Raw genomic sequence first — 26,304 nt, forward strand, 5'->3', positions numbered from 1 at the left:
AGAAGGTGTCAAGAGCGCGACGGGGAGGCCCCGGGGGCGCCGCAGGCACGTGGACGGCGCGGGCGCCGCGCGGGTGTCAGTCCGGGAGCCGTTCCAGCAGGGCCACCGGCAGCCGCTCGAACAGGTCCGCCGCGCGCGCGTGCCCGGTGAACTCCCGGCCCCGCCCCAGCACGTCGGTCCAGCGTCCCGGTGGCAGGGGCAGTCGCGTCCCGCGCCAGCCGCCCGCCTCCGCCAGCCGCAGCGACAGCCGGGTGACGGCGGTGAGCACCTCGCCGGAGCGCACGAACGCCGGACAGTGGGCCGCGGCGGGCCCCTCGGCGGTCAGCGGCGCGTAGGAGGCCGCGTCGCCGAACACCTCGGGCCGCCGTGCCCGCAGCCGCAGCGCCGCGCGCGTCACCGCCACCTTGACGTCGGAGGCGGTGGCGGCGTCGGCGGCGGCGTCGGCCTCGGTGCCGGGGCCGGCGGACGGCCCCGACGACCCGAGCGGCCCGCTCGGGAAGTCCACCGCGCGCCGGTTGTCCGGGTCGACCAGCGCCCGGTACTCGTGCTCCGTGCCCTGGTAGAGGTCGGGCACCCCCGGCATCGTCAGATGGACCAGGGCGGCGCCCAGCACATTGGCCCGGACGTGCGGTTCCAGCGAGGCGCGGAACGCCGTCACCCTTCCGCCCGGCACCCCGCACGGCCCGGCCGCCACGAACCGCGCCACCGCCTCCTCGTACGAGGGCTCCCGCTCGGTCCAGCTCGTGTACAGCCCCGCCTCGCGCACGTGCTTCAGCAGCGCCTCCCGCACCCGCTCCTCCTCGGCCGTCCCCAGCCCGAACACCGTCTGCCAGGCCGCCCACGCCAGCTGCGCGTCCGGCGCGCCCTCGCCGGCGCCGGTCACCCCCGCCAGCACGTCCGCCCAGCGCTCCGGGCACTCGGTGAGCACGTGCAGCGCCGCCCGCACGTCGGCGCTGCGCTTGGTGTCGTGCGTCGAGACGACCGTCCCGGTCGCGGGCCAGTCGCGCTGCACCCGCGCGCAGTACGCGTGGAACCGCTCCGGGGACACCGCCGGGCCGCCGGGATCACCACCCACCTCGTTCGCCGACAGCAGCGGTACGTAGCGGTAGTAGGCCGTGTCCTCGACGGACTTGGCCCGCAGCGCCGACGCGGTCTGCGCGAACCGCGTACGGAACTCCACGTGCCCCGGCCCGTCCCCGTACCGCCCGAGCACCAGATCCCGTACGACGTCCACCGCCCCGGCCTCCTCCGGGACGGCGAAGGCGAGCCGGGCCTCGGCGGCGGCCTCCTCGGTGACCACGGCGGAGGCGTCCACCGAGGCGTACGGGCGGTACACCTCCAGCCGGACCAGCAGTTCCAGGAGCGCCGTCCGCAGCGCCCAGGGGGCGCGGTCGCGCAGCGCGGGCTCCGGCGACGTCGCGCACAGCCGGCTCGCCACCCGGGTCAGCCGGTCGACCTCGGCCGCCAGCTCGTGCGTGAGCACCTGGTACGCGGCCCGTCGCACCGTGGCGTCCCAGTCGCCGCCGCGGTCCGGCTGCGGGCCCGCGAAACGCCGGTAGCGGCCGAGCAGGTCCCCGGACCCGGCCGGGTCCGTGAAGAGGCCGTCCACGTGCCGCAGGGCGTCGTAGCCGGTGGTGCCCGCGACCGGCCAGGAGGCGGGCAGCGGCTCCCCGTCGGAGAGGATCTTCTCCACCACCGTCCAGCGGCCGCCGGTCGCCTCGTGCAGCCGCCGCAGATAGCCGTCCGGGTCCGCGAGCCCGTCGGGGTGGTCGACCCGCAGCCCGTCGATCACCCCCTCCCCGAGCAGCTGGAGGATCTTGGCGTGCGTGGCCTCGAACACCTCCGGGTCCTCCACCCGCACCCCGATCAGCTCGGAGATGCTGAAGAACCGCCGGTAGTTCAGTTCGGTCCGGGCCAGCCGCCACCACACGGGGCGGTACCACTGCGCGTCCAGCAGCTCGGGCAGCGGCAGCCCTTCGGTGCCCTCGCGCAGCGGGAACGCGTGGTCGTGGTAGCGCAGCACGCCGCCGTCGGCCTCCAGGCGTTCGAGCTCCGCGCCGAGCGGGCCCCCGAGCACCGGCAGCAGCACCTGCCCGCCCTGCGCCTCCCAGTCGATGTCGAACCACCGCGCGTAGCGCGAGGCGGGGCCCTCGCGCAGCACCTCCCACAGGGCGGGGTTGTGGCGCGGGGACATCGCCATGTGGTTCGGGACGATGTCCACGACCAGACCGAGCCCGTGCTCCCGCGCGGCGCGCGCCAGCTCCCGCAGTCCCTCCTCGCCGCCCAGTTCCCCGCGCACACGCGTGTGGTCCACCACGTCGTACCCGTGCCCCGAGCCGGGCACGGCCTCCAGGACGGGGGACAGGTGCAGATGGGACACGCCGAGCGAGGCCACGTACGGCACGGCGCGCGCCGCCGCCGCGAACGGGAAGCCGGGCTGCAGCTGCAACCGGTAGGTGGCCGTGGGCACCGCCGGGTCAGGTCGCTCAGGGGTCATGGGAACCTACGTACCCGCCCCGCGGCCTTTCGTGTCATCGCTCGCCCCACCGGGTCACCCGCCGCCCGGGCGGGCGGCCCGGTGGGGCGGCCGGCTACGCCGGCCGCCGCAGCACCGTCATGCTGCGGTCGGTCAGCGTGAGCCGGGCGCCGGCCTGTACCTCCGGGCCGGTGCCCGGCGGGACGCCGTGCGCGCGGGCGGTGTCCACGACCACCTGCCACTGCCGGCCGTGGTCGACCGGCACCACGAAGTCCAGCGGCTTGTGGAAGGCGTTGAACATCAGCAGGAACGAGTCGTCGGTGATGCGCTCCCCGCGCGGTCCCGGCTCGGAGATCGCGTTGCCGTTGAGGAACACCGTCAGCGCGGACGCCTGCGCGGAGTCCCAGTCCCGCTGGGTCATCTCCGCGCCCTCCGGAGTGAACCAGGCGATGTCGGACAGGTCGTCGTGGGCGCCCTCCACCAGGCGTCCGTGGAAGAAGCGGCGCCGGCGCAGGACCGGGTGGTCCTTGCGCAGCCACACCATCGCGCGGGTGAACTCCAGCAGCTGCCGGCGGACGTCCTCCTCGTCCTCCGCCCGCCCGGGGTCGGGCCAGTCGAGCCAGGCCAGCTCGTTGTCCTGGCAGTAGGCGTTGTTGTTGCCGCGCTGGGTGCGGGCCACCTCGTCGCCGTGGCTGAGCATCGGCACGCCCTGGGAGAGCATCAGCGTGGCGATGAAGTTGCGCATCTGCCGGGCCCGCAGCCGCAGCACGTCCGGGTCGTCGGTCTCCCCCTCGACGCCGCAGTTCCAGGACCGGTTGTGGCTCTCGCCGTCCCGGTTGTCCTCGCCGTTGGCCTCGTTGTGCTTGTCGTTGTACGACACCAGGTCGTGCAGGGTGAAGCCGTCGTGGCAGGTGACGAAGTTGATCGAGGCCAGCGGGCGCCGCCCGTCGTCCTGGTACAGGTCGGAGGAGCCGGTCAGCCGGGAGGCGAACTCCGCGAGCGCCCGCGGCTCGCCCCGCCACAGGTCCCGCACGGTGTCGCGGTACTTGCCGTTCCACTCGGTCCACAGCGGCGGGAAGTTGCCCACCTGGTAGCCGCCCTCGCCCACGTCCCACGGCTCGGCGATCAGCTTCACCTGGGAGACCACCGGGTCCTGCTGCACCAGGTCGAAGAACGACGACAGCCGGTCCACCTCGTGGAACTGCCGCGCCAGGGTCGCCGCGAGATCGAAGCGGAATCCGTCGACGTGCATCTCGGTCACCCAGTACCGCAGCGAGTCCATGATCATCTGAAGGACGTGCGGGGACCGCATGAGCAGCGAGTTCCCGGTGCCCGTCGTGTCCATGTAGTAGCGGCGGTCGTCGGTGAGCCGGTAGTACGACGGGTTGTCGATGCCCTTGAAGGACAGCGTCGGGCCCAGGTGGTTGCCCTCGGCGGTGTGGTTGTAGACCACGTCGAGGATCACCTCGATCCCGGCCTCGTGCAGCGCCTTCACCGCCGACTTGAACTCCAGCACCTGCTGTCCGCGGTCGCCCCAGGACGCGTAGGCGTTGTGCGGGGCGAAGAAGCCGATGGTGTTGTAGCCCCAGTAGTTGTTCAGGCCCATGTCCACCAGGCGGTGGTCGTTCACGAACTGGTGCACCGGCATCAGCTCCAGCGCCGTCACCCCGAGCTCGGTCAGGTGCTCGATCACCGCCGGGTGCGCGAGACCCGCGTAGGTGCCCCGCAGCTCCTCCGGCAGCCCCGGGTGGCGCATGGTGAGGCCCTTGACGTGGGCCTCGTAGATCACCGTGTGGTGGTACTCCGTACGGGGACGCCGGTCGTCGCCCCAGTCGAAGTACGGGTTGACCACGACCGACGTCATCGTGTGCGGCGCCGAGTCGAGGTCGTTGCGCCGCCCGGGCTCGCCGAAGTGGTAGCCGTACACCTCCTCGCCCCAGCGGACCGACCCGCTGATCGCACGCGCGTACGGGTCGAGCAGCAGCTTCGCGGAGTTGCAGCGCAGCCCGCGTTCGGGGTCGTACGGTCCGTGCACGCGGAAGCCGTACCGCTGCCCGGGCATGACGCCGGGCACGTACGCGTGCCGCACGAACGCGTCGCTCTCGCGCAGCTCGATCGCGGTTTCCGAGCCGTCGTCGTGCAGCAGACAGAGTTCTACTCGGTCCGCGGCCTCCGTGAAGACCGCGAAATTCGTTCCGGCGCCGTCGTACGCGGCACCGAGCGGATACGCCTCGCCAGGCCAGACCTGCATGACTACGACTCTTTCAGGTGTACGGCGCCGGTGGGGGACGCCTGGGCTCCGAGTCTTGTCGAGTCTCCCCGAAAGGGCGGGAACCATCCCTCGCACCCGCTCTTTCCCCCGAGGAGGCGTGCCCGCGCCGGTCCCGCTATGAATCCGCTCACTTCCGGGTACCCGCGGAACGGAACGGTCGGGCGCGCGCGGGAAGTTGGGAAGTGACCCTGTCCATCGGGCTGCACCGCGCACCGCATGCGGAGTACTCTCCTTGATCGTCGGGACGGGAGTGCTCGGGGGAGCGGAAGGCGGTGCACGGGTGGGCGCGGGAGGGCTGGAACTGCCCCCTGGTGACGAGGGTCACGAGGGGAGCAGTTCCACGGACGTCCCGCCCGGTGCGGTGTCCCTGGCACGGCCGATGGACGCGGGCTCGATCGGACCGGAACTGGACTGGGGCGCCGACGCCTGGCGTGAGGTGCGCACCCGCGCCCAGCGGGCCGGCCGCGCCTACATCTGGCTCAACCTGGTCGAACAGCGGCTGCGCGCGGTCGTGGCCGCCGTGCTGCGCCCCGTGTACGAGCCGGTGCACGGCGACGACTGGGTGATCGCCGCCGCCGGGCCGGCCGGGCAGGAGTGGGTGCAGCGCGCGGCGGCGGTGCGCGAGGTCAGCCGCCGCAAGGGCTATCTGCTCGACCCGGCCGACGACAACGTCCTGTCCTTCCTCACCCTGCCCCAGCTGCGCGAGCTGATGGTGCAGCACTGGCCCTGCTTCGAGCCCTACTTCGACGACCGCCGGGACGTCGAGCTCGCCCTGGACGAGCTGGAGGTCACCCGGAACGTCGTCTCCCGCAACCGCGCGCTGTCCGAGGCGGTCCTCGGCCAGGCCGAGCGGGCCTCCGCGCGGCTGCTGGAGATGCTCGGCGCCGGCGGTGACGTGCCCTCCGCGCGCCGGCTGCCCGTGGACGCGGTCGAGGACCTGGTCGGCGACCGGTACGCCGATGTCGTCGCCGTCCACCCCGACCGGGTACGGCTGCTGCGCCAGTTCCCGGCCGAGGACATCTTCGGCGGGGCGCGGCGCCTCGACGCGATCGGCATCGGCCTCAACCTGCTGGTGCAGAACTTCTCCGGGCGCCGGCTGGTGCGGCTCGCCGAGTCCGGCTGCCGGGTGCGGCTGCTGTTCCTCAACCCCGCCTCCAGCGCGGTCAAGCGGCGCGAGCGCGAACTCGGCATCAAACGCGGGGAGCTCGGCCGCGCCGTCGAGATGAACATCCTGCACATGCGCCGCGTGCGGTCCAGGCTGCGTGATCCGGGCGCCTTCGAGATCCAGGTCTACGACGAGACGCCCCGCTGCACGGCCTACCTCGTGGACGGCGACGGGTCGGACGGCATCGCGGTCGTCCAGAACCATCTGCGCCGCGTCCGGGGGATGGAGGCGCCCGTACTGGTCCTGCGCAACGGGTCCAGAACGGTCAAGCAGGGCGAAGTGGAAGAGGGGGCGCTGTTCCCCACCTACCGTGAAGAGTTCGAGCTGATGTGGGCGGATTCGCGACCGGTGTCATGAACGCTCCACTGTGGGGCGGTCTGCGGGGAGGTGTTCCGGCCGATAAGCGGAATGCTTTCCTCTGATTGTCAGTGGTGCGTGCGAGGGTGGGAACCACTGGGGGAACGCACCACACGGAAGGGGGCAGTCCATGGGCTGGCACCGGGAGCTGCTGATCGGCTTCGACCTGGAGACGACGGGTACCGAACCGCGCGAGGCGCGGATCGTCACGGGGGCCGTGATCGAGGTCAGGGCGGGGGAACCGGCCGGGCGCCGCGAGTGGCTGGCCGACCCGGGCGTGCCGATCCCCGCCGACGCGGTGGCGGTCCACGGCATCAGCAACGAGCGGGCGGCCGCGGAGGGCCGCCCCGCCGGCGAGGTGGCCGACGCCATCGCCGGCGTCCTCACCTCCTACTGGAAGGCGGACGTCCCGGTCGTCGCCTACAACGCGGCCTTCGATCTCACCCTGCTCTCCGCCGAACTGCGGAGGCACGGACTGCCGTCCCTGCGTGAGCGTCTGGGCGGCACGGACCCCGCCCCGGTCATCGACCCGTACACCATCGACCGCACCGTCGACCGCTACCGCCGCGGCAAGCGCAACCTCGAAGCGGTCTGCGCGGAGTACGGCGTCGTCCTCGACGCCGCGCACGACGCGACCGCCGACGCCCTCGCCGCCGCCCGGCTGGCCTGCGCGATAGCCGTCCGCCACCCCAGGGTCGCGGCCCTCGGCCCGGCGGAACTGCACCGCCGTCAGGTCGAGTGGCACGCCGAGTGGGCGGCGGACTTCCAGGACTTCCTGCGCCGCAAGGGCGACGCCACCGCGGTGATCGACGGCACCTGGCCGCTGCGGGAACCGGCGGGCGAACGGGTCTGAGCCCGCGGGGGCGGGATCCGGGCCGACCGGGATCCGGGCCGACCGGGATCCGGGCCGGCCGGGATCCGGGCCGGCCGGGCGGCGGGTCAGAAGGGATACCAGCGCACGGTCTCGTCCCCGTCCCGCAGGGACGCCACCCGCCGTGCGAACTCGGCCAGCGCCTTCGGGTTGCCCGGCGCGTGCTGGGCCACCCAGGCGCAGCTGGCCGTCTCCCGGGCGCCGCGCAGCACCGGACACCCCTCCCACTCGCGCACGTCCCAGCCGTACGTCCCGGTGAAGGAGGCGTACGCCTCGTCCGGCAGTCCGTAGCGGTCGTGGGAGAGGGCCATCACCACCAGGTCGTGCTCGCGCAGATCGGCCGCGAAGGTCTCCAGGTCGACCAGGACCGGCCCGTCCGGTCCGATGTGCACATTGCGGGGCAGCGCGTCCCCGTGGATCGGGCCGGGCGGCAGACGGGGCGCGAGCGCCGCCGCGGCCGCCGCGAAACCGTCGCGCCTCTCGCGCAGGTACGCCGCGTCCGCGGGGTCGACCGCGTCGCCCGCGAGCCGCAGCCAGCGCTCCACACCGCCCAGCAGATCGCGCGGCGGCAAGGCGAAGGGGGGAGCGGGCAGTGCGTGGACCAGCCGGAGCAGTGCGGCCAGATCCCGGGGTTCGGCGGGCCGCACCGGTTCCGGCAGCCGGTGCCACACGGTCACCGGGTGCCCGTCCGCCAGCAGCGCCTCGGGCACGGCCGGACGCACCGCCGGCACGCCCGCCCCGGCCAGCCATCCCGCGACGGCCAGTTCCCGGCGGGCCCGGTCCAGCAACTCGGCGTCGCGGCCCACCTTGACGACCAGGTCACCGGCGGCGAACACGGCGTTCTCGCCGAGGGCGACCAGCCGCGCGTCCCGTGCCGCACCGGGCAGCACGCCCGCAGCGGCCAGTACGTCCCGCGCCCGTGCCTCGTCCATCCGTCCGCCTCCGTGTCCGTTCTCGTCCGACTGATCGGCCGGCCCGACCGGTCCGGCCGGGTCGGCCGGGCCGGTCCGCCCGCGCGGCCGGCATCGTGCCGGCCCGCGCGGACACCGCGTGGATCCGGCCGGCCACCGGCCGTTCACCGGCCACCCGCCCGCCAGTGTCCCATCGGCGCGGACCGGCCGGTGTGCGCGGTGCCTTGACGAGGCAGACCGCCTTCACGACCATGACCTGGCCCACCCGAGCCGCGCAAAGGGGCTGATTCCGTGACATCGCTGACCGAGGAGAGGAAGCCGGTGGGCCGTGTGCCCGACCCGGGCCCCCGGAAAGGACGCGCGGCCGACCACGGACCCTGGTTCCTGGTGCTGCCCGCGCTGATCCCGATCCTCGTCCTCAGCGTCGGACCGCTGCTCCACGGGATCCTGCTGGCCTTCACCGACGCCCAGTCCGGCCGCACCGAGCCCACCCGGTGGATCGGCACCCTCAACTTCCGGGACCTGTGGCACGACACGCTGTTCTGGGAGTCGTTCCGGATCGGGCTGGTGTGGGCGGTCGGGGTGACGGTGCCGCAGTTCCTGCTCGCCCTCGGCCTCGCCCTGCTGCTGAACCAGGACCTGAGACTGCGCTGGCTCGCCCGCGCCCTGGCGATCGTCCCCTGGGCCATGCCCGAGATCGTCGTCGGCGTCATGTGGCGGCTGGTCTACAACCCGGACGCCGGTGTGCTCAACGAGACCCTGCGCGACCTCGGTCTCGGCGGCGACCGCGACTGGCTCAGCGGCCTGGCGACCGCGCTGCCCGCCGTGATCGTGGTCGGGGTGTGGGCGGGCATGCCGCAGACGACGGTCGCGCTGCTCGCCGGACTGCAGAACACACCGCGCGAACTGCACGAGGCGGCGGCCGTGGACGGCGCCGGCGCCTGGCGCCGCTTCCGCACGGTCACCTGGCCCGCGATCCGCCCCGTCGCCCTCGCCGTCACCGCGCTCAACCTGATCTGGAACTTCAACTCCTTCGCCCTGGTCTACGTGCTGACCAACGGAGGCCCCGGCGGACGCACCCGGCTGCCCATGCTCTTCGCCTACGAAGAGGCCTTCCGCTACGGGCAGTTCGGCTACGCGGCGGCGATGGGCTGTGTCATGGTCGCCGTGATCTCCGTCCTGCTGGCCGTCTTCCTGGCCGGCCGTCTCAGGGGAGGTGACCGCGTATGAGGACCGGCAGGGGAGCCCGCGCCGGCCAGTACGCCGCGCTGCTCGCGTATCTCGTCTTCCTCGCCTTCCCGTTCCTCTGGCTGGTCTCGACGGCGTTCAAGTCGCCGCGCGAGCTGGGCGGTCCGCACCCCACCTGGATCCCGGACGACCCCACGCTCGCCAACTTCCGTCAGGCCTTCGACGAGCAGCCGCTGCTGCGCGCCGCCCTCAACTCGCTGCTCGCCGCGCTCTCCGCGGCGCTGATCGCCGTCGTCCTCGCCACCCCGATGGCGTACGTCATGGCCCGCCGCCGCACCGCGCTCGCCCGGGCCGCGACCGGCTGGGTGGTGGTCAGCCAGGCGTTCCCGTTCGTGCTGCTGATCATCCCGCTGTTCCTGGTGCTGAAGAACCTGCGGCTGATCGACTCCGTGCCCGGGCTGGTGATGGTGTACGTCGTGTGGGCGCTGCCCTTCGCCCTGTGGATGCTCACCGGGTACGTCCGTGCCGTGCCGGCCGAACTGGAGGAGGCGGCGGCCGTCGACGGGGCCGGGCGGCTGCGCATCCTGGTGTCGGTGACCGCGCCGCTGCTCGCGCCGGGCATCGTGGCGACCGCGCTGTTCGCCTTCGTCACCGCCTGGAACGAGTTCTTCTTCGCCCTGGTCCTGCTCAAGACGCCGGAGAAACAGACCCTGCCGGTGGTCCTCACCCACTTCATCGGTGCCGAGGGCGTCGCCGACCTCGGACCGCTGGCGGCCGCCGCGTTCCTCGCGACGCTGCCCTCCCTGGTCGTCTTCGCGATCATCCAGCGGCGGATCACGGGCGGGATGCTCGCCGGGGCGGTGAAGAGCTGATGCGGACCAGGATCCTCGTGGCGGCACTCGCCGTCGTCCTGCTCCTGGCGGGCTGCTCCTCCGGCGGCACCCGCGACGACGGCCGGATCGTCCTGCGCTTCCAGTCCCTGGCCTGGCAGCAGGAGTCGGTCGAGGCCACCAGGGAACTGGTGGCGGAGTGGAACGCCGCCCATCCGGACGTCCGGGTCGACTACGTCCAGGGCAGCTGGGGCAGCGTCCACGACCAGCTCCTCACCTCCTTCGAGGGCGGTGAGGCCCCCGACATCGTCCACGACGCCTCCGACGACCTCGCCGACTTCGCCTACGGCGGCTACCTCGCGGACCTCACCGGCCTGCTGTCCGAGCGGCTGAGGGCCGACATCCCGCCGCGCGGCTGGGAGACCGTCACCTTCGGGGACGGCGTCTACGGGGTGCCCTTCCTCCAGGAACCGCGCGTGCTGATCGCCAACGCGACCTGGCTGAAGAAGTCCGGCGTCCGCATCCCCACGCCCGAACACCCCTGGAGCTGGGACGAGTTCCGCCGGGTGACGAAGCGGCTCGGCGGCGACGGGAAGTACGGAATCGCCTGGCCGCTCAAGGAACCCGTGTCCGCCACGCTCAACCTGTCCCTCTCGGCCGGCGGCCGGCTCTTCCACCGGGGGGCCGACGGCAAGGTGACCGTGCGGTTCGAGGAGGGCGACGAGGTCGTCCCGCGCACCGTCCACGAGCAGGTGAACACCGACCGCAGTGCCTCGCCCGGCACGCTCGGCAGCGGCGGCTCCGACACCCTGCCCGGCTTCTTCGCCGGCCGGTACGCGATGGTGCCGCTCGGCTTCTCCTACCGCCAGCAGATCGTCCAGCAGGCACCGGAGGGCTTCGACTGGCAGGTGCTGCCCGCCCCGGCCGGTGCCGGCGGACTCACCCAGGGGGTCAGCCCGCAGACCCTCTCCATCGCCGAGGACTGCGCCCACAAGGAGGAGGCCGCAGCCTTCCTCGACTTCCTGCTCCGGCCGGAGAACACGGTCCGTCTCGCCCTCGGCGACTGGATGCTGCCGACGGGCCGCACGGCCCTCGCCGACCCCGCCCTGCGCACCGCCGAGCACGGCTGGGCCACCGGCACCGCGCTCGCCGGCCGGCTGCGTCCGGCGCCCGCGCAGACCGTGCGCGGCTACCCCGAGTGGAAGGACAAGGTGGCCACCCCGGCGCTGCAGGAGTACTACAGCGGCGCCATCGGCCTCGACGAACTGCGCGAGCGGCTGGAGGAGGACGGCAACCTGGTGCTGGCCCGCTACCAGCGCTGAGCGCCCCCGCCCGCACACCCGTTGCGCGGGGCCACGCACGGCGCCGTGCCCCGCTGCCCGACGCCGCCGTCCCGGACGGCCGGCGGCACCTGGCCGGCGCGGCGACGCCGGATCAGGGGCTGCGGCCGCACGAGGTGCCGGCCCGGTGAACACCAGACGATCGCACGAGACGTCTCGTCCGTGGCCGGGGCAGGACCGGTCCCGCTCGCATCGCCGTGTCCCATCGCCACCCACGGCCACGTGAGCCCCGGCCCGCAGCTGACCGAGGCCTGCGACGGGGACGAGCCCGGCCTCGTCCTGCACGTCATCACGTCATCCCGTCATCCCGTCATCTCGTCTCTTGTCCCACCCGGCCTACCGCGCGTGCGGGTCGGAGCCGTTGAGGGCCTCGACGACCCGGTCGTAGTCGCCGCGGGCCTCGCCGTGGCGCAGGAACTTCACCCGCTCGACCAGGATCTCCTTCGCGTCGGGCCGGGCCTCCAGCAGAGCGACCGCCTCGGCCACGAACTCGTCGAGCGGCATGGCCTGCTCATTGTCCTCGTGCCCGGGCAGCAGCGCGGTGCGGACGGCCGGCGGTACGAGTTCCACGACCTTCACCGACGTGCCGGCGAACTGCAGCCGGAGGGACTCGCTGAGCATGTGGATCGCCGCCTTCGACGCGTTGTAGCTCGGCGTGACCCTCAGCGGAGCGAACGCCAGGCCCGAGGAGACGGTCATGATCGTGGCGTCCGCCTGCGCCCGCAGATGCTCGATGAACGCGGAGATGAGCCGGATCGGACCGAGCACGTTCGTCGTCACCGTGGACTCGGCGGAGGCGAGGAACGACGCGGGATCGCGCCAGTCCTCCACGCGCATCACACCGGCCATCGTGACCAGGACGTTGAGATCCGGGTGCTCGGCCAGCACCCGCTTCGCGGCGGAGGCGATGCTCGCGGTGTCCGTGGTGTCGATCCGCACGGTGTGCAGGCCGGGGTGCTCGGCCGCGATCCGCTCCAGCAGCTCGGCACGCCGGCCGCCGACGATGACGGTGTTCCCCCTGGCCCGCAGTTCGAGGGCGAGGGCCAGACCGATGCCGCTGGTGGAGCCGGGGACGAAAACGGTGTTTCCGGAGATGTTCATGCTCCCGATCGTCACCGGTGAGCCGCCCCCGGGGGCAGAGACCGGTTGTCGGGGGATCGGCGATCCCTGGCTCGCGCGCCCGCGCCGGGCGACAATCGTCCCCATGGACCGTGCAGCACTGGCCGACTTCCTGCGCCGCCGCCGCGAGGCGCTCCGACCGGAGGACGTCGGCCTCCCCGCCGGCGCGCGCCGGCGGACCCTGGGCCTGCGGCGCGAGGAGGTCGCCTCCCTCGCCGTGATGTCGACCGACTACTACACGCGGCTGGAGCAGCGGCGAGGGCCGCAGCCCAGCGAGCACATGCTGGCGTCGCTCGCCCGCGCGCTGCGGCTGACCCGCGAGGAGAGCACCTACCTGTACCGGATCGCCGGGCACAACGCACCGCTGCCGCTGTCGGCCTCGCCCCAGGTCGCCCCCGCGCTGATGCGGGTCCTCGACCGCCTGGAGGACACCCCGGCGCTCATCCTGTCCGACCTGGGGGAGACCCTCGTGCAGAACAGGATGGCCGCCGCCCTGCTCGGGGACGCCTCGGCCCACACGGGCCTCGCCCGCAGCGCCGTCTACCGCTGGTTCACCGACCCCGCCGACCGGGCGCGCTACCCCGAGGAGGACCGGGACCGGCAGAGCCGCGCCCAGGTCGCGAGCCTGCGCGCCGCCCACGGCCTGCACGGCCCGCGCTCCCGGGCGGGCACCCTCGTACGGGCCCTGCGCAAGGAGAGCGAGGAGTTCGCCGGACTGTGGGAGCGGCACGAGGTCGCCCGGCGCTTCGAGGACCACAAGACGCTCATCCATCCCGAGATCGGGGCGATCGAACTGGACTGCCAGGCGCTGTTCACCGAGGACCAGTCACAGACCCTGCTCGTGCTCACCGCCCCGCCGCGGACCGAGGGCCACGAGAAGCTGCAACTCCTCGCCGTCCTCGGCCTGGACCGCTTCGCCGAGGCGGAGCGGTAGCCCGGCGCGGGCGCGGAGCGGGGCCCTGCGGAGACCGCCGGCCCCGCGTGCGGTGACCGGCCCGGTCAGACCGGCACCCGCTCGTCCTCCTCGTCCCGTGCCACCGGCGGCACCACCGCCTCCGGCGGCACCACCGCATCCTCGTGAGTCAGGTCGGGCATCCGGTGCAGCCACTTCGGCAGGTACCAGTTGCGCTCGCCGAGCAGTGTCATCACCGCCGGCAGCAGCACACCCCGGATGACCGTCGCGTCGATGAGCACCGCCGCCGCGAGGCCGACGCCCATCCGCTTCATGGACTGCGAGGCCGGCGGCCCCTGCGCCCACCGGCATCCCGGGGCCGTGCTCAGGGGCCGCGGCCGCGGTCGGTGACCGTCCGGCGCCCTTGCGCACCCTTTTGTTGAGTGGGTCACAGGTGCGCGTACCGGTTGATCCGCGCCCCGCCCGTCCGTCAGAGTTTCGCCCAGTCCGCCGTGCGCGGACCCGGCCGTCGTGCCCGCCCCCACGGGGCACGACGGCCGCCCTGCGCGGTTCCGTCCGGAACGGCGGGCGGACCAGGGGAAGACGCCTGCGATGTGGAGTCCGGCCGGGTGGATGGCCGCGGTCTTCTCGTAGCGGGTGGCGATGCCGCGCCATTGCTTCAGGCGGTTGATGCACCGCTCGACGGTGTTGCGTTCCGCCGCGGACCGGCCGATGGCGTGGTCGTCCGGCTCGCCGGCCGGGGCCCCCTTTCGCGGGCCCCGGCCGCATGCTGGTGAGCCCGCACGACCGTGGAGTCCACGGACACGGCCCAGCCGGCGTCCTCGTCGGCGTCGGCCCGAGCCACCAGGGCGGTGGACACCCGCTCCCACGTGCCGGCGACGGCCCACGTCCGCAGCCGGTAACAGACACTCGCCAGTTCCGTACTCCTGCGGCAGGTGCACCCACCGGGTCCCGGTCCGGAACTTGAAGGCGATCGCATCGGTCACCTCACGGCGGTCCCGCCACCGGCCACCCCGCCTCGGCGTCCGGTCCGGGAGCGACGGCTCGATCCGCGCCCACCGCGCATCAGCCGACGGCACACCCGGACCGACGACCGGCCGACCCGAACGAGATGGCCTGGGACCCGGTCGCGGTGGGGTAGTCCGTGTACCCCTTCGCACCACCGGCGTAGTACGTGTCGCGGTCGCCGGCGGCGACGGGATGACCGTGGGTGAACCGATCGACGAGGTCCGGATTGGCGATGAAGGGAGCACCGAAGGAAACCGCGTCAGCCAGCTCCCGTTCGAGCAGCTCGTTGCCGGTCGCCTGCGTGAAGCCGAGATTGGCGATGACGGCACCGCGGTAGTGGGTGCGGAAGCGGGCGAACGCGGTGAAGGCGTCGTCGGTGTCCGTGCGGGGTTCCGGCCCCAGGAGGTGGAGATAGGCCAGGTCGGTGTCGCTGAGGCGCTTGAGGAGCAGGTCGTAGTCGGCCAGCGTCTCGGCGTCCGCGGTGAAGGCCGGCTCGCGTCGCCAGTAGGGGGACAGCTTGACGCCGATGCGGTCGCTGCCCCACACGCTGCTGACGGCATCCACGACGTCGAACAGGAACCGGGCCCGCTTCTCACTGCTGCCGCCGTAGGCGTCGGTGCGCTGGTTCAGGCGGGGGTTGAGGAACTGGGCCACGAGGTGGGATGCCTGCGCGTGGATCTCCAGGCCGTCGAAGCCGGCGCGCAGAGCGTTGGCGGCGGCCTGCCGGTAGGTGTCGATCGTGGTGGCGATCTCCGCCGCGGTCAAGGCGCGGGGCGTGACCGTGTCCTTCGGGCCGTCGGGAGTGAAGGACATCTCCCGGGGGTTGATCGCCGAGGGACCGGCGGGGAGGCGGCCACCGAGGTGGTCGGGATGGGAGACGGCGCCGACGTGGCCGATCTGCGAGATGATCCTGCCTCCCGCGGCGTGCACGGATTCGGTGACCTTGGCCCAGCCGGCGGTCTGGGCGTCCGTGTAGATGCCGGGGACGTCGGTGAAGCCGATCGCGTCCGGGCTGACCCAGGTTCCCTCGCTGATGATCAGGCCGGCGCCGGCGCGCTGCGTGTAGTAGGTGGCGTGCAGGGCGGTGGGGGCCAGTTCCGCGTTGGTGGCCCGGGAGCGCGTCATGGGAGCCATGACGACGCGGTTGGGCAGTTCGAGCGCGCCCAGTCGAACGGGCTGCAGGAGGGGCTGGGTGCCGGATGCCGAAGTCGGGTCGGACATGAGGATCTCTTTCGTGGAGGAAGGCGCTCCTCGCGGACGCGGGGAGTACGAGCGGCTGGGTGGGATCAGTCCTGCTTGAGGGCGTGGAGGCCGGACAGGGGCCCGCCGAGCTGGATGAGGCGGCCTCCCTCGCGCAGCGTTCCGAGGTCGACGGGCGCGAAGCCGAACTGGGAGGCCAGGCCCATCACGGTGTTCTTGGCGTCCGTGTCGTCGCCGGCCAGGAACAGCACCTGACGCCCGGCCGCGTGGCGGGGATCGGGTGCGATGAACCGCGCGAAGAGGGCGTTGAAGGCCTTCACCACGCGCGCGCCGGGAAGCAGGGAGGCCACGTATTCGCTTCCGGTGAGAGCGCCCAGGTCGGCGATCCTCGCGTTCGGGGGAGGGGAGTCGAACTGGTTGGTGGCGTCGATGACGACGGTCCCGTCCAGGGGAGGGAGCCGGGCGGCGACGTCGGGGACGTGCGGCCAGCCGACCGCGAGCACGACGAGGTCTGCGACAGCGGCCTCGGCGGGGGTTGCGGCCGTCGCGCGTGCGCCGAGGTCCTTCACCAGCGGAGCCAAGGAGGCGGGTCCTCGGCTGTTGCTGAGCACGATCTCGTGGCCGTGCCGGATCGCGTGCCGGGCGATGGCCTGGGCGACGGTTCCGGCTCCAAGCGTTCCGATCTTCATCGGGCCGCCCCCTGCCCGGGGTCGGCCGCCTGCGGTGTGGTGAGCAGGACGGTCCCGGTCCTGGCCGGGCGGCGGGCGTGTTCGATGGCCGCCTCGAAGTCGGCGAGGTCGTAGCTGGCCGCGACTTCGAGCAGATCCGGTGTGTTCCGTGCCATGTCCAGGGCGAAGGCGACGTCCTGGGCCCGCTCCTGCGGGGTGCGGCTCATCCACTGCAACACGGTCACGCCCTGCACGGTCAGCGCCCGTTGGATGAGTGGCAGCCTCTCCAGCGGGGTGGTGCCGGAGCCCAGTTGCCCGTAGGAGATGAGGGTGCCGCCGTCGGCGAGCAGCTCGGCGAGGTCCCAGGTCAGGGCACCGCCGACGCAGTCGAGGACGACCCGAACGCCCTGCTCGCCGGCTTCGTGGCGGACCCGCTCCCGCCAGTCGTCGTCGCACGTCGCGATCACGGGCAGCGTGGGGTACAGCGTTCGCATCCTCTGGGCACCGGATGCGCTGCGTACGAGGTTGATCAGGGGCAGGCCGTGCCGGACCGCGGCCGCGCTGACCAGCCGGCCGACGGAGGAACCGGCGGCCGTCTGGAGGACGGGGCCCTGCCGGCCGCGCAGGGCACTGTCCAGCGCGCGGTACAGCATGAGCAGCGTCAGAGGATTGACCAGCATCAGGGCCGCGGTCTCGTCGCTGACCTCATCCGGCACCGCCACGGCCCGGTCGGCCGCGACCACGACATACTCGGCCCACGTCCCCAGCGCCGGGAAGACCGCCACGCGCTGACCGGGACCGAGTGTGTGCACGTCCGGCCCGACGCTCTCGACGACGCCCATCCCCTCCACTCCGGGAGTTCGGGCGCCCGACTGCTGTTCCGGGAGTCCCGGCAGTCCCTCCACACCGGCCAGGTCGCCCGGATGGACGGGCCGGACCCGCATGCGAACCAGAACCTGCCCGGTGCCGGGACGCGGTCGCTCGGGCTCCTCCCTCAGCGTGAGTACCTGTGCGGGTTCTCCTTGCCGGGTGTGCACCAGGGTGCGCATGGCCCCTCCACTCATCTATTAATGATGGACAACATTAAAATAATGATGAGGGGTAACCTTGAAAAGGTCAATCACAGTCGAGGCGGGAGGACGGGCATGCCGCGGATCACCAGGGAAGACAAGGCCAGGAATCGGCAGAACATCGTCGAGGCGGCCGGGCGCATGTTCCGCGCGCAGGGCATCGACACCGTCGGGATCGCGGACCTGATGAAGGAAGCGGGCCTGACCCACGGCGGCTTCTACAACCACTTCGCATCCAAGGACGACCTGGCCGCCGAGGTGTGCAACGCCTCGTTCGCGGCGTCCCTGGGCGTCCTGGAGCAGGCCGTCGAGGAAGGGGACGATCCCGCCGGCCCGCCGCTGAGGCGAGTGGTGGACGACTATCTCTCGGCCGCCCACCGCGACGCTCCGGACGGCGGCTGCCCCTCCGCCTCCCTGGTCACCGACGCCGGGCGGCACAACGACACGATCCAGCGCTCGTACGCAGCCGGCGTGGAAGGGTACCTCGCGGGCTTCGCCGCAGAACTCGCCCGTGAGCAGGACGGGGAGATCACCCCGCAGCAGGCGCGGGACCGGGCGGTGCTGCTGCTCAGCAGGCTGGTCGGGGCGATGGTGCTCGCCCGGGCGGTCCGCCGCGTCCGGCCCGAACTGTCCGACGAGATTCTGCGGACCTGCCGCGCTCACGCTCTCGACTGATCAGCTCGGGCGGCACGGCCACGGCGGCGTGCCCAGAGGACGCTTTCCTGCCCACGGGGCGACCGGGCACCTCATCAAGGTCGTCTTCGCGACGCCGGGGCGGCCGCATCCCTCCTCCGCCTTGCAGCCACCCGCACCGGACCCCGCTCACCGGCACTGACAAGGCACCGCCACCTCTCCGCGACCTGATCCGGACGACCGGCCCTAGGGTGTGGGCATGGCGAGGAGATACGCGGCGCTGCTGCGCGGGATCAATGTGGGCGGCAGCAGAAAAGTCCCGATGGCGGAGCTGCGCACCCTGGTGGAGGGCCTCGGGCACGAGGAGGTGCGCACCCATCTGCAGAGCGGCCAGGCGGTGTTCACCTCCGGGCACGGCGACGAGGAGTCGCTCGCCGCCGAGTTGGCGGCGGCGATCGAGCGGCACTTCGGCTTCGGGGTGGACGTGATCGTGCGCGACCACGCCTATCTGAGGGCGGTCGTCGACGCCTGTCCCTTCCCGGCCGCCACCCTGGCGGCCAAGCAGCTGCACGTCACCTACTTCTCCGCGCCCGTCACCCCCGAGCGCTTCGCCGAGGTCGACCGGGCGGCGTACCGGCCCGAGGAGTTCCGCCTCGGCGACCGCGCGCTCTACCTGTACGCCCCGGACGGCCTGGGCCGCTCCAGGCTCGCCGAGTACCTGGCCAGACCCCGCCTCACCAAGGGCGTCGTCGCCACCAGCCGCAACTGGAACACCGTCGTGAAGCTCGCGGAGCTCACCGGCGGCTGAGCGGGAACGGGGACGGCCGCGCCCGGCCGGTCACGGCCCCGGCGGGCACCGGTACGACGGTGAGCGGCGGGACCGATCGCTCAACGGCCCGGCGGCGGGTCCCGACGCTGCCGTACCGGACGATGCGGCGCCGGTCGGCGTCCACCTCCAGCAGGCCGGTGGCGACGCGTTCCCGGCCATGACGTCCGAGGCCCCGGGGCCGGTCAGGCGCCGACCGCCGTCGGCAGCGGCAGCCGCGCCCGGTCGTAGCGTTCCAGCAGCACCCGCGCCACCTCCGGCGCCGGACCCAGCACATCCGCCAGGACGTCCGCCTCGGCGGCCCCCCGGGCGATGCGGTCCGGGAGGAAGCCGGGGGCCAGGACGTAGGGCGCGACGGCGACACGCGCGCAGCCGAGGGCGCGCAGCTCGCGTACCGCCTGCCCGGTGCGGGGAAGGGAGGCGGAGGCGAACGCGGGCCGCACGGCGCACCAGCCGGTGTGCCGCCACTCCCGCGCGATGTCCGCGATCACCGCGATCGCCTCCGGGTCGGTGGATCCCGCCGAGGCCAGGACGACCCCGGTCGAGGACCTGTCGGCGGGCGTCAGGCCCGCCTCGTACAGCCGGCGCTCCAGCGCCGCGAGGAGCAGCGGGGAGGGGCCCAGCACCTCGGCCTGCCGGATCCGCAGCCGCGGCGGAGCCTCGGCCAGCACCGCCGGGATGTCCGCCTTGGCGTGGAAGGCGCGGGTCAGCAGCAGGGGCAGGGCCACCACGTCGCGGACGCCCTCCGCCGCGAGGGACTCCAGCACCTGCCGCACCGAGGGGACGTCGAAGTCGAGGAAACCGGTCTCCACACGTAGCCCCGGCCGCAGCGACCGCACCCGCCGCACCAGGGCGTGCACGGTCGCGGCGTGCCGCGGATCGCGGCTGCCGTGGGCGATGACGAGCAGAACCGGACGGCGCATGGTGTGCCTCAGCCCTTCACCAGCAGACCGCGGCTGCGCAGGACCCACCGCTCCAGCGGGCTGTCGAGGGTGATGTCGTCCAGCACGAGCTGCTGCCCGGCGGGGCCGCCCTCCTTGGTGGACAGGCGGTGGAAACCGGGGAGTTCATGCTCAGAAGTCCCACCCGTCCGCCTTGGCCTCGTCCTTGACCGGCTCCGGCGCGGCGAAGGACTCGCCGACCATGCCCGCGGTGAGCGTGGTGCCGTCGCTCGGGTCGATGAGGATGAACGATCCGGTGCGCCGCGAGTCCGAGTAGGAGTCGGCCGGCAGCGGCTCGGCGGTACGGATCTTCACCCGCCCGATGTCGTTGGCGACGAGCCGCTCCGGGTGCGGGTGCAGCGACAGGTCGTCCAGCGTCAGCCGGGACGGGATGTCCTTCACGATCGCCTTGACGGTGCGCGTGCCGTGCTTGAGCAGCACCCGGTGCCCGACGGTCAGCGGCTGGTCGGCGACGTGGCACACGGTGGCCTCGACGTCCTGCGAGATGGCCGGCGCGTCCTTGCTGGGGACGATCAGGTCACCGCGGGAGACGTCGATGTCGTCGGCCAGCAGCAGCGTGATCGACTGCGGCGTCCAGGCGACGTCGACGGGCTCGCCCAGCAGGTCGATCCCGCTGATCGTGGTCGTCCGGCCGGACGGCAGCACGGTCACCCGGTCGCCCACCCGGAACGTGCCCGCGGCGATCTGGCCGGCGTAGCCCCGGTAGTCCGGGTGCTCGGCGCTCTGCGGCCGGATCACGTACTGCACGGGCAGCCGGGCGTGGCAGTGCGCCAGGTCGTGGCTGACCGGCACGGTCTCCAGGTGCTCCAGCACGGTGGGGCCGCCGTACCAGTCCATGTGCGCGGACGGCTCCACCACGTTGTCGCCGACCAGTGCCGAGATCGGGATCGCGGTGACCTCGGGGACGCCCAGCTCGGTCGCGTACGCCGTGAACTCCCCGGCGATCGCGGCGAAGACCGGCTCCCGGTAGTCGACCAGGTCCATCTTGTTGACGGCGAGGACGACGTGCGGGACCCGCAGCAGGGCGGCGATGGCGGCGTGCCGGCGGGTCTGCTCGACCACACCGTTGCGGGCGTCGACCAGGACCACGGTCAGTTCGGCCGTCGAGGCACCGGTGACCATGTTCCGGGTGTACTGCACGTGCCCCGGGGTGTCGGCGAGGATGAACCGGCGCCGGGGCGTGGCGAAGTAGCGGTAGGCCACGTCGATGGTGATGCCCTGCTCCCGCTCGGCCCGCAGGCCGTCGGTGAGCAGCGCGAGGTCGGGGGTGTCCTGGCCGCGGCTGGCCGAGACCCGCTCCACGGCCTCCAGCTGGTCGACGAGGACCGACTTGGAGTCGTGCAGCAGCCGGCCCACCAGGGTGGACTTGCCGTCGTCGACGGAGCCGGCGGTGGCGAACCGCAGCAGGGTGGTGGCCGAGAGCTCCTCGGTCGTGACGGTGCTCATGTCTAGAAGTACCCCTCACGCTTGCGGTCTTCCATCGCGGCCTCGGAGAGCTTGTCGTCGGCGCGGGTGGCACCGCGCTCGGTGAGCCGGGAGGCGGCGATCTCGGTGATCACCTTCTCGATGGTGTCGGCGTCGGAGTCCACCGCGCCGGTGCAGGACATGTCGCCCACGGTGCGGTAGCGGACCAGCCGCTTCTCGACGGTCTCGCCGTCCTTGGGGCCGCCCCACTCACCGGCGGTCAGCCACATGTCGCCGCGCCGGAACACCTCGCGCTCGTGGGCGTAGTAGATCTCCGGCAGTTCGATGTTCTCGCGGGCGATGTACTGCCACACGTCCAGCTCGGTCCAGTTGGACAGCGGGAAGACGCGGACGTGCTCGCCGGGGGCGTGCCGGCCGTTGTACAGGTTCCACAGCTCGGGGCGCTGGCGGCGCGGGTCCCACTGGGAGAACTCGTCGCGCAGCGAGAACACCCGCTCCTTGGCCCGGGCCTTCTCCTCGTCCCGGCGGCCGCCGCCGAAGACGGCGTCGAACCGCTCGCTCTGGATCTTCTCGGTGAGCGGGACGGTCTGCAGCGGGTTGCGGGTGCCGTCCGGGCGCTCCCTGAGCACCCCGCGGTCGATGTAGTCCTGCACGGAGGCGACGTGCAGCCGCAGCCCGTACCGGGCGACCGCGCGGTCCCGGTAGTCGAGGACCTCGGGGAAGTTGTGCCCGGTGTCGACGTGCAGCAGCGAGAACGGGACCGGCGCCGGGGTGAAGGCCTTCAGCGCCAGGTGCAGCATGACGATGGAGTCCTTGCCGCCGGAGAACAGGATCACCGGCTTCTCGAACTCGCCCGCCACCTCGCGGAAGATGTGCACCGCCTCGGACTCCAGGGCGTCCAGGTGGGAGAGGGCGTACGGGCTGTCCGTGCCCTCGTCCACGGTGGCCACAGTCGTCATGCCAGTCCCCTTTCGCTGAGCAGGGCGTACACCGACGCCGCGGACTCCTGCACGGTCTGGTTCTGCGACTCGATCCGCAGATCGGGCCTCTCGGGCTCCTCGTACGGGTCGTCCACACCGGTGAGCCCGGTGAGTTCGCCCGCGGCCTGCTTGGCGTACAGGCCCTTCACATCACGTACGGAACACACCTCGACCGGGGTCGCCACGTGCACCTCGACGTACGGCGTGCCGTTGGCCCCGTGCCGCCCCCGGACCGCGTCCCGGCTGTCCGCGTAGGGCGCGATCACCGGCACCAGCGTGGTGACGCCGTGGCGGGCGAGCAGTTCGGCGACGAAGCCGATGCGCTGAACGTTGGTGTGCCGGTCCTCGCGGCTGAAGCCGAGGCCCGCGGAGAGGAACTCACGGATCTCGTCGCCGTCGAGCACCTCGACACTGCGGCCCCGCTCGCGCAGCCGGGCGGCCAGCTCGTGGGCGATGGTGGTCTTGCCGGCGCTCGGCAGACCCGTGAGCCAGACGGTGGCTCCGGTCGTCACGTCGGTCTCCTGGTTGGTAGAGGGCGCGGTCATGGTCAGCCGTGCAGTCCGCACTCGGTCTTGGAGCGGCCCGCCCAGCGGCCGGCGCGCGCGTCCTCGCCCTGGAGCACCCGGCGGGTGCAGGGTGCGCAGCCCACGGAGGCGTAGCCGTCCATCAGCAGCGGATTGGTGAGGACGCCGTGCTCGGCGACGTACGCTTCCACTTCTTCCTGTGACCACCGGGCGATGGGCGCGACCTTCACCTTCCGCCGCTTCTCGTCCCAGCCGACGACCGGGGTGTCCGCCCGGGTCGGGGACTCGTCGCGGCGCAGGCCGGTCGCCCAGGCCAGATAACCCTCGAGACCCTCCTCCAGGGGCTGCACCTTGCGCAGTTTGCAGCACAGGTCGGGGTCGCGGTCGTGCAGCTTCGGCCCGTACCGGGCGTCCTGCTCGGCGACCGTGCGGCGCGGTGTCAGCGTGATGACGTTGACATCCATCACCGCCTCCACCGCGTCCCGGGTTCCGATGGTCTCGGGGAAGTGGTACCCGGTGTCGAGGAAAAGTACGTCGACGCCGGGCAGCGCACGGGAGGCGAGGTGGGCGACGACCGCGTCCTCCATCGAGGAGGTGACGCAGAACCGCTTGCCGAAGGTCTCGGCGGCCCACCGCAGGATCTCGGGCGCGGAGGCGTCCTCCAGCTCCCGGCCCGCCCGCTCGGCCAGCGACTTCAAGTCCTCGGCGGCGCGCTCTTCCTGAACAACCGTCATGTCCGGTCCCCTCCCGTGTCGGATCGCTCAAGCCCGCGGGCGAGCAGCCCGAGGAACTTCAGCTGAAAGGCTCGGTTGCACGCGCCGCATTCCCAGGCCCCGTGGCCCGCTTCGCCCGGGCGCAGGTCCTCGTCGCCGCAGTAGGGGCAGTGGAACGGCGCCGCACGCTCGCTCACGACAGCGCCTCTTCCGACGCACGGCCGACCCAGGCCGCGAACCGCTCGCCGTCCTCGCGCTCCGCACGGAAGCGCCTGAGCACCCGCTCGATGTAGTCGGGCAGTTCGTCGGCGGTGACCTTGAGGCCGCGCACCTTGCGGCCGAAGCCGGCCCGGAGGCCGAGCGCGCCGCCGAGGTGCACCTGGTAGCCCTCGACCTGCTCGCCCTCGTCGTCGAGCATGAGCTGGCCCTTGAGACCGATGTCCGCCACCTGGATGCGGGCGCAGGCGTTCGGGCAGCCGTTGAGGTTGATGGTGAGCGGTTCGTCGAAGTCCGGGATGCGGCGCTCGAGTTCGTCGATCAGCGAGGCGCCGCGTGCCTTGGTCTCGACGATGGCGAGCTTGCAGAACTCGATCCCGGTACAGGCCATCGTGCCGCGCCGGAACGGGGAGGGCCTGGCGCTGAGGTCCAGCGCCTCCAGGGACTCGACGAGCGAGTCGACCCGTCCCTCCTCGACATCGAGGATGATCATCTTCTGTTCGACGGTGGTCCGCACCCGGCCGGAGCCGTGCGCCTCCGCGACGTCGGCGATCTTCGTCAGGGTGGTGCCGTCGACGCGGCCGACGCGCGGGGCGAAACCGACGTAGAAGCGGCCGTCCTTCTGGCGGTGCACGCCGATGTGGTCGCGCCACTGCCGCACCGGCTGCTCGGGCGCGGGTCCGTCGGTCAGTTCGCGCCCCAGGTACTCGTCCTCCAGCACCTGGCGGAACTTCTCCGCGCCCCAGTCGGCGACCAGGAACTTCAGCCGGGCCCGGTTGCGCAGCCGGCGGTAGCCGTAGTCGCGGAAGATCGACAGGACGCCCTCGTAGACGTCCGGGACGTCCTCCTCCGGCACCCAGGCGCCCAGCCGCACACCCAGCTTGGGGTTGGTGGACAGGCCGCCGCCGACCCACAGGTCGAAGCCCGGCCCGTGCTCGGGGTGGCGGACGCCGACGAACGCGACGTCGTTGATCTCGTGCACCACGTCCAGTGCGGGCGAGCCGGAGATGGCCGTCTTGAACTTGCGGGGGAGGTTCGAATAGGCCTTGTTGCCCAGGACGCGCCGCTTGATCTCCTCCAGCGCCGGCGTGCCGTCGATGATCTCGTCCTCGGCGATGCCGGCGACGGGGGAGCCGATCATCACGCGGGGGGTGTCGCCGCAGGCGGTGACCGTGGACAGGCCGACGGCCTCCAGGCGGTCCCAGATCGCGGGCACGTCCTCGATGCGGATCCAGTGGTACTGGACGTTCTGCCGGTCGGTGATGTCGGCGGTGCCCCGCGCGAACTCCTGCGAGATCTCGCCGACCACCCGCAGCTGCCGGGTGGTCAGCGCGCCGCCGTCGATGCGCACCCGCAGCATGAAGTACTCGTCGTCCAGTTCCTCCGGCTCCAGGACCGCGGTCTTGCCGCCGTCGATCCCGGGCTTGCGCTGGGTGTACAGGCCCCACCAGCGCATCCGGCCGCGCAGGTCGTTCGGGTCGATCGAGTCGAAGCCGCGCTTGGAGTAGATCGTCTCAATACGTGTCCGCACGTTGAGACCGTCGTCGTCCTTCTTGAACTGCTCGTTGCCGTTGAGGGGGGTGAAGTGACCCGCGGCCCACTGGCCCTCGCCGCGGTGACGGCTCACCTTGCGGCGGGAAGTCTCGGCGGCAGGCTTCGGCGGGGTGGCGGCCATGGGGGACACGTCCTTCGGGCAGGCGGGAATGCGGCTCTGACCTGCGCATACGGGCGCATGGGCAGGCATGCGCGTCATTGCGCGGGAGGTGGAGCGAGAAAGAGGATGTCGGGCGCTGTCGGGTGCTGCTGGTTGCTCTCAGCGCACCGGACAGATGGCGCTGGACATGCGGCCGAGGTCGACGTGCCGCCGACTCACCAAGGCGATTCCAGTTCCGGACATGACGGAAGCGTGTCACGGCGATCTGGACACAGTCCAGCTTCATCCATGATGCGGACACCTTGGTCTCGGATCACGAGACAAGGGTGTCCTTGGTCACAAGAGCTGCGGAAACTCTTGTCCGCGCAGGTCAGGCCGGGTAGGCGCCCGGCCACGGGCCCGGAGTGGGCACGTCCGGCTCCTGTCCGACCCGGGTGTCGAAGAGGGTGAAGCCCCGGCGCCGGTAGTTGTCCAGGGCGTGCTCGCCGTCCTTGCTGCACGTGTGCAGCCACACCCGGGCGGTCGGCTCCAGCCCCGGCCACCGCTCCGCCAGGTCCCAGGCCCGCGCCGTCCCGTACGACAGCAGGTGACCGCCGATGCGGCGGCCCCGGAAGCCGGGCAGCAGCCCGAAGTAGACGATCTCCACGCTCCCGCCGTCCTGCGCCTGGAGCTCCACGTATCCCGCGGGCGTCCCCCGTTCGTAGGCGACCCAGGTCTCCACACCCGGCCGGTCCAGATGCTCCATCCACTGCGCGTACGTCCAGCCCAGCCGGTCGGTCCAGCGGATGTCGCCGCCGACCGAGGCGTACAGGAAACGGCTGAACTCGGGCGAGGGCACCTCGGAGCGGACGACCCGCACCTCGCCCTCGGGCACGCCGGCCCGACGGAGATCGGTGGGCGCGGTCTGCTCCAGGGACCAGGTGGTCACGGCGATGGTCGTCATGCCCGAAAGGGAACCATCCGGCACGAGCCCGTGTCGAACG

General features: G+C 72.5%; 24 protein-coding genes and 2 pseudogenes. 8 read left to right on the forward strand and 18 right to left on the reverse strand.

The window, feature by feature from the left end; all coding sequences use genetic code 11:
* Window positions 1-76 precede the first annotated feature (76 nt).
* Both treY and glgX read right to left on the reverse strand, forming a co-directional pair.
* Entirely contained in the window at window positions 77-2,497 is a 2,421-nt protein-coding gene (treY, locus tag ACF07S_RS16920; protein WP_391974481.1) for a malto-oligosyltrehalose synthase, read from the reverse strand.
* 94 nt (window positions 2,498-2,591) lie between these two features.
* Window positions 2,592-4,727 carry a glycogen debranching protein GlgX gene (gene glgX / locus ACF07S_RS16925; protein WP_391964874.1) on the reverse strand — a complete coding sequence of 712 codons (2,136 nt, stop codon included), beginning with the start codon at window positions 4,725-4,727 and terminating at the stop codon, window positions 2,592-2,594.
* Between the two features lie 271 nt (window positions 4,728-4,998).
* Between glgX and ACF07S_RS16930 the strand changes: the two genes are divergently transcribed.
* Window positions 4,999-6,270, forward strand: a complete 1,272-nt coding sequence (locus ACF07S_RS16930) for an SAV2148 family HEPN domain-containing protein (protein ID WP_391965007.1) — start codon at window positions 4,999-5,001, stop codon at window positions 6,268-6,270.
* Window positions 6,271-6,400: 130 nt separating this feature from the next.
* The gene (locus ACF07S_RS16935; protein ID WP_391964875.1) at window positions 6,401-7,123 is read left to right on the forward strand and encodes a 3'-5' exonuclease; all 723 of its coding nucleotides are present in this window, start codon (window positions 6,401-6,403) and stop codon (window positions 7,121-7,123) included.
* An 86-nt stretch (window positions 7,124-7,209) separates the two neighbouring features.
* On the opposite strand, the gene ACF07S_RS16940 is transcribed toward ACF07S_RS16935, so the two are convergent.
* Window positions 7,210-8,073: a phosphotransferase enzyme family protein gene (locus tag ACF07S_RS16940; protein ID WP_391974482.1), complete on the reverse strand. Its 864-nt coding sequence runs from the start codon at window positions 8,071-8,073 to the stop codon at window positions 7,210-7,212.
* A 270-nt stretch (window positions 8,074-8,343) separates the two neighbouring features.
* Here ACF07S_RS16940 and ACF07S_RS16945 point away from each other — a divergent pair, with 270 nt between their 5' ends.
* From ACF07S_RS16945 to ACF07S_RS16955, 3 genes are read left to right on the forward strand one after another with little or no spacing between them, the layout of a single operon-like run.
* The gene (locus ACF07S_RS16945; RefSeq protein ID WP_391964877.1) at window positions 8,344-9,282 is read left to right on the forward strand and encodes a carbohydrate ABC transporter permease; all 939 of its coding nucleotides are present in this window, start codon (window positions 8,344-8,346) and stop codon (window positions 9,280-9,282) included.
* The gene (locus tag ACF07S_RS16950) at window positions 9,279-10,112 is read left to right on the forward strand and encodes a carbohydrate ABC transporter permease (protein WP_391964878.1); all 834 of its coding nucleotides are present in this window, start codon (window positions 9,279-9,281) and stop codon (window positions 10,110-10,112) included. Before ACF07S_RS16945 ends, ACF07S_RS16950 begins: the two co-directional genes overlap by 4 nt.
* Window positions 10,112-11,392 carry an ABC transporter substrate-binding protein gene (locus ACF07S_RS16955; protein WP_391974483.1) on the forward strand — a complete coding sequence of 427 codons (1,281 nt, stop codon included), beginning with the start codon at window positions 10,112-10,114 and terminating at the stop codon, window positions 11,390-11,392. Before ACF07S_RS16950 ends, ACF07S_RS16955 begins: the two co-directional genes overlap by 1 nt.
* Window positions 11,393-11,746: 354 nt before the next feature.
* Here ACF07S_RS16955 and ACF07S_RS16960 read toward each other — a convergent pair whose 3' ends face one another.
* The gene (locus ACF07S_RS16960; RefSeq protein ID WP_391964880.1) at window positions 11,747-12,511 is read right to left on the reverse strand and encodes an SDR family oxidoreductase; all 765 of its coding nucleotides are present in this window, start codon (window positions 12,509-12,511) and stop codon (window positions 11,747-11,749) included.
* A gap of 103 nt (window positions 12,512-12,614) precedes the next feature.
* Here ACF07S_RS16960 and ACF07S_RS16965 point away from each other — a divergent pair, with 103 nt between their 5' ends.
* On the forward strand, window positions 12,615-13,463 hold the full coding sequence (locus ACF07S_RS16965; RefSeq protein ID WP_391964881.1) for a helix-turn-helix transcriptional regulator: 849 nt from the start codon (window positions 12,615-12,617) through the stop codon (window positions 13,461-13,463).
* A gap of 65 nt (window positions 13,464-13,528) precedes the next feature.
* On the opposite strand, the pseudogene ACF07S_RS16970 reads toward ACF07S_RS16965, so the two are convergent.
* The 5 genes and pseudogenes from ACF07S_RS16970 to ACF07S_RS16990 form a co-directional block, all read right to left on the reverse strand.
* A pseudogene (locus ACF07S_RS16970) lies at window positions 13,529-13,777 on the reverse strand (MMPL family transporter); the annotation flags it as partial.
* A 252-nt stretch (window positions 13,778-14,029) separates the two neighbouring features.
* Window positions 14,030-14,521 (reverse strand): annotated as a pseudogene (locus tag ACF07S_RS16975) (transposase); the annotation flags it as partial.
* Window positions 14,508-15,671 carry an alkene reductase gene (locus ACF07S_RS16980; RefSeq protein WP_391974484.1) on the reverse strand — a complete coding sequence of 388 codons (1,164 nt, stop codon included), beginning with the start codon at window positions 15,669-15,671 and terminating at the stop codon, window positions 14,508-14,510. The gene ACF07S_RS16980 and the pseudogene ACF07S_RS16975, both read right to left, overlap by 14 nt.
* Window positions 15,672-15,736: 65 nt before the next feature.
* Window positions 15,737-16,339: an NADPH-dependent F420 reductase gene (locus ACF07S_RS16985; protein ID WP_391964883.1), complete on the reverse strand. Its 603-nt coding sequence runs from the start codon at window positions 16,337-16,339 to the stop codon at window positions 15,737-15,739.
* On the reverse strand, window positions 16,336-17,382 hold the full coding sequence (locus tag ACF07S_RS16990) for a zinc-binding dehydrogenase (protein ID WP_391974485.1): 1,047 nt from the start codon (window positions 17,380-17,382) through the stop codon (window positions 16,336-16,338). The genes ACF07S_RS16985 and ACF07S_RS16990 overlap by 4 nt, the downstream gene beginning before the upstream one ends.
* 81 nt (window positions 17,383-17,463) lie before the next feature.
* On the opposite strand from ACF07S_RS16990, the gene ACF07S_RS16995 reads away from it, so the two are divergent.
* Together ACF07S_RS16995 and ACF07S_RS17000 are read left to right on the forward strand one after the other, a co-directional pair.
* Window positions 17,464-18,063, forward strand: a complete 600-nt coding sequence (locus tag ACF07S_RS16995) for a TetR/AcrR family transcriptional regulator (protein WP_391964885.1) — start codon at window positions 17,464-17,466, stop codon at window positions 18,061-18,063.
* A 217-nt stretch (window positions 18,064-18,280) separates the two neighbouring features.
* Window positions 18,281-18,829 (forward strand): DUF1697 domain-containing protein, encoded by a 549-nt coding sequence (locus ACF07S_RS17000; protein WP_391964886.1) that lies wholly within the window; start codon window positions 18,281-18,283, stop codon window positions 18,827-18,829.
* A gap of 203 nt (window positions 18,830-19,032) precedes the next feature.
* Here ACF07S_RS17000 and ACF07S_RS17005 read toward each other — a convergent pair whose 3' ends face one another.
* From ACF07S_RS17005 to ACF07S_RS17045, 9 genes are all read right to left on the reverse strand, one after another.
* The gene (locus ACF07S_RS17005) at window positions 19,033-19,770 is read right to left on the reverse strand and encodes a sirohydrochlorin chelatase (protein WP_391974486.1); all 738 of its coding nucleotides are present in this window, start codon (window positions 19,768-19,770) and stop codon (window positions 19,033-19,035) included.
* Window positions 19,771-19,920: 150 nt separating this feature from the next.
* Window positions 19,921-21,255, reverse strand: coding sequence for a sulfate adenylyltransferase subunit 1 (locus ACF07S_RS17010; RefSeq protein ID WP_391974487.1), 1,335 nt, complete (start codon window positions 21,253-21,255; stop codon window positions 19,921-19,923).
* Window positions 21,256-21,257: 2 nt separating this feature from the next.
* Window positions 21,258-22,193: a sulfate adenylyltransferase subunit CysD gene (cysD, locus tag ACF07S_RS17015; RefSeq protein ID WP_391964889.1), complete on the reverse strand. Its 936-nt coding sequence runs from the start codon at window positions 22,191-22,193 to the stop codon at window positions 21,258-21,260.
* On the reverse strand, window positions 22,190-22,726 hold the full coding sequence (gene cysC / locus ACF07S_RS17020) for an adenylyl-sulfate kinase (RefSeq protein ID WP_391964890.1): 537 nt from the start codon (window positions 22,724-22,726) through the stop codon (window positions 22,190-22,192). The genes cysD and cysC overlap by 4 nt, the downstream gene beginning before the upstream one ends.
* A gap of 35 nt (window positions 22,727-22,761) precedes the next feature.
* Window positions 22,762-23,472: a phosphoadenylyl-sulfate reductase gene (locus tag ACF07S_RS17025; RefSeq protein WP_391964891.1), complete on the reverse strand. Its 711-nt coding sequence runs from the start codon at window positions 23,470-23,472 to the stop codon at window positions 22,762-22,764.
* Window positions 23,469-23,648, reverse strand: a complete 180-nt coding sequence (locus ACF07S_RS17030) for a hypothetical protein (RefSeq protein WP_190165876.1) — start codon at window positions 23,646-23,648, stop codon at window positions 23,469-23,471. The genes ACF07S_RS17025 and ACF07S_RS17030 overlap by 4 nt, the downstream gene beginning before the upstream one ends.
* The gene (locus ACF07S_RS17035; RefSeq protein WP_391974488.1) at window positions 23,645-25,342 is read right to left on the reverse strand and encodes a nitrite/sulfite reductase; all 1,698 of its coding nucleotides are present in this window, start codon (window positions 25,340-25,342) and stop codon (window positions 23,645-23,647) included. Before ACF07S_RS17035 ends, ACF07S_RS17030 begins: the two co-directional genes overlap by 4 nt.
* A 138-nt stretch (window positions 25,343-25,480) precedes the next feature.
* Window positions 25,481-25,564 carry a putative leader peptide gene (locus ACF07S_RS17040; RefSeq protein ID WP_349817346.1) on the reverse strand — a complete coding sequence of 28 codons (84 nt, stop codon included), beginning with the start codon at window positions 25,562-25,564 and terminating at the stop codon, window positions 25,481-25,483.
* 127 nt (window positions 25,565-25,691) lie between these two features.
* Window positions 25,692-26,264 carry a GNAT family N-acetyltransferase gene (locus tag ACF07S_RS17045; RefSeq protein ID WP_391964893.1) on the reverse strand — a complete coding sequence of 191 codons (573 nt, stop codon included), beginning with the start codon at window positions 26,262-26,264 and terminating at the stop codon, window positions 25,692-25,694.
* Window positions 26,265-26,304: the final 40 nt, after the last annotated feature.

Source organism: Streptomyces sp. NPDC016640, from assembly GCF_043076215.1.
GTDB lineage: Bacteria > Actinomycetota > Actinomycetes > Streptomycetales > Streptomycetaceae > Streptomyces.

Coding starts and splice junctions, on each gene's coding strand:
- ACF07S_RS16960 (WP_391964880.1), bottom strand. CDS start 12,511: ATGAACATCTCCGGAAACACCGTTTTCGTCCCCGGCTCCACCAGCGGC.
- ACF07S_RS16980 (WP_391974484.1), bottom strand. CDS start 15,671: ATGTCCGACCCGACTTCGGCATCCGGCACCCAGCCCCTCCTGCAGCCC.
- ACF07S_RS16950 (WP_391964878.1), top strand. CDS start 9,279: ATGAGGACCGGCAGGGGAGCCCGCGCCGGCCAGTACGCCGCGCTGCTC.
- ACF07S_RS17005 (WP_391974486.1), bottom strand. CDS start 19,770: ATGCGCCGTCCGGTTCTGCTCGTCATCGCCCACGGCAGCCGCGATCCG.
- cysD (WP_391964889.1), bottom strand. CDS start 22,193: ATGACGACTGTGGCCACCGTGGACGAGGGCACGGACAGCCCGTACGCC.
- ACF07S_RS16955 (WP_391974483.1), top strand. CDS start 10,112: ATGCGGACCAGGATCCTCGTGGCGGCACTCGCCGTCGTCCTGCTCCTG.
- treY (WP_391974481.1), bottom strand. CDS start 2,497: ATGACCCCTGAGCGACCTGACCCGGCGGTGCCCACGGCCACCTACCGG.
- ACF07S_RS16965 (WP_391964881.1), top strand. CDS start 12,615: ATGGACCGTGCAGCACTGGCCGACTTCCTGCGCCGCCGCCGCGAGGCG.
- glgX (WP_391964874.1), bottom strand. CDS start 4,727: ATGCAGGTCTGGCCTGGCGAGGCGTATCCGCTCGGTGCCGCGTACGAC.
- ACF07S_RS17035 (WP_391974488.1), bottom strand. CDS start 25,342: ATGGCCGCCACCCCGCCGAAGCCTGCCGCCGAGACTTCCCGCCGCAAG.
- ACF07S_RS17010 (WP_391974487.1), bottom strand. CDS start 21,255: ATGAGCACCGTCACGACCGAGGAGCTCTCGGCCACCACCCTGCTGCGG.
- ACF07S_RS17000 (WP_391964886.1), top strand. CDS start 18,281: ATGGCGAGGAGATACGCGGCGCTGCTGCGCGGGATCAATGTGGGCGGC.
- ACF07S_RS16940 (WP_391974482.1), bottom strand. CDS start 8,073: ATGGACGAGGCACGGGCGCGGGACGTACTGGCCGCTGCGGGCGTGCTG.
- ACF07S_RS17040 (WP_349817346.1), bottom strand. CDS start 25,564: ATGTCCGGAACTGGAATCGCCTTGGTGAGTCGGCGGCACGTCGACCTC.
- ACF07S_RS17025 (WP_391964891.1), bottom strand. CDS start 23,472: ATGACGGTTGTTCAGGAAGAGCGCGCCGCCGAGGACTTGAAGTCGCTG.
- ACF07S_RS16995 (WP_391964885.1), top strand. CDS start 17,464: ATGCCGCGGATCACCAGGGAAGACAAGGCCAGGAATCGGCAGAACATC.
- ACF07S_RS16985 (WP_391964883.1), bottom strand. CDS start 16,339: ATGAAGATCGGAACGCTTGGAGCCGGAACCGTCGCCCAGGCCATCGCC.
- ACF07S_RS17045 (WP_391964893.1), bottom strand. CDS start 26,264: ATGACGACCATCGCCGTGACCACCTGGTCCCTGGAGCAGACCGCGCCC.
- ACF07S_RS16990 (WP_391974485.1), bottom strand. CDS start 17,382: ATGAGTGGAGGGGCCATGCGCACCCTGGTGCACACCCGGCAAGGAGAA.
- ACF07S_RS16935 (WP_391964875.1), top strand. CDS start 6,401: ATGGGCTGGCACCGGGAGCTGCTGATCGGCTTCGACCTGGAGACGACG.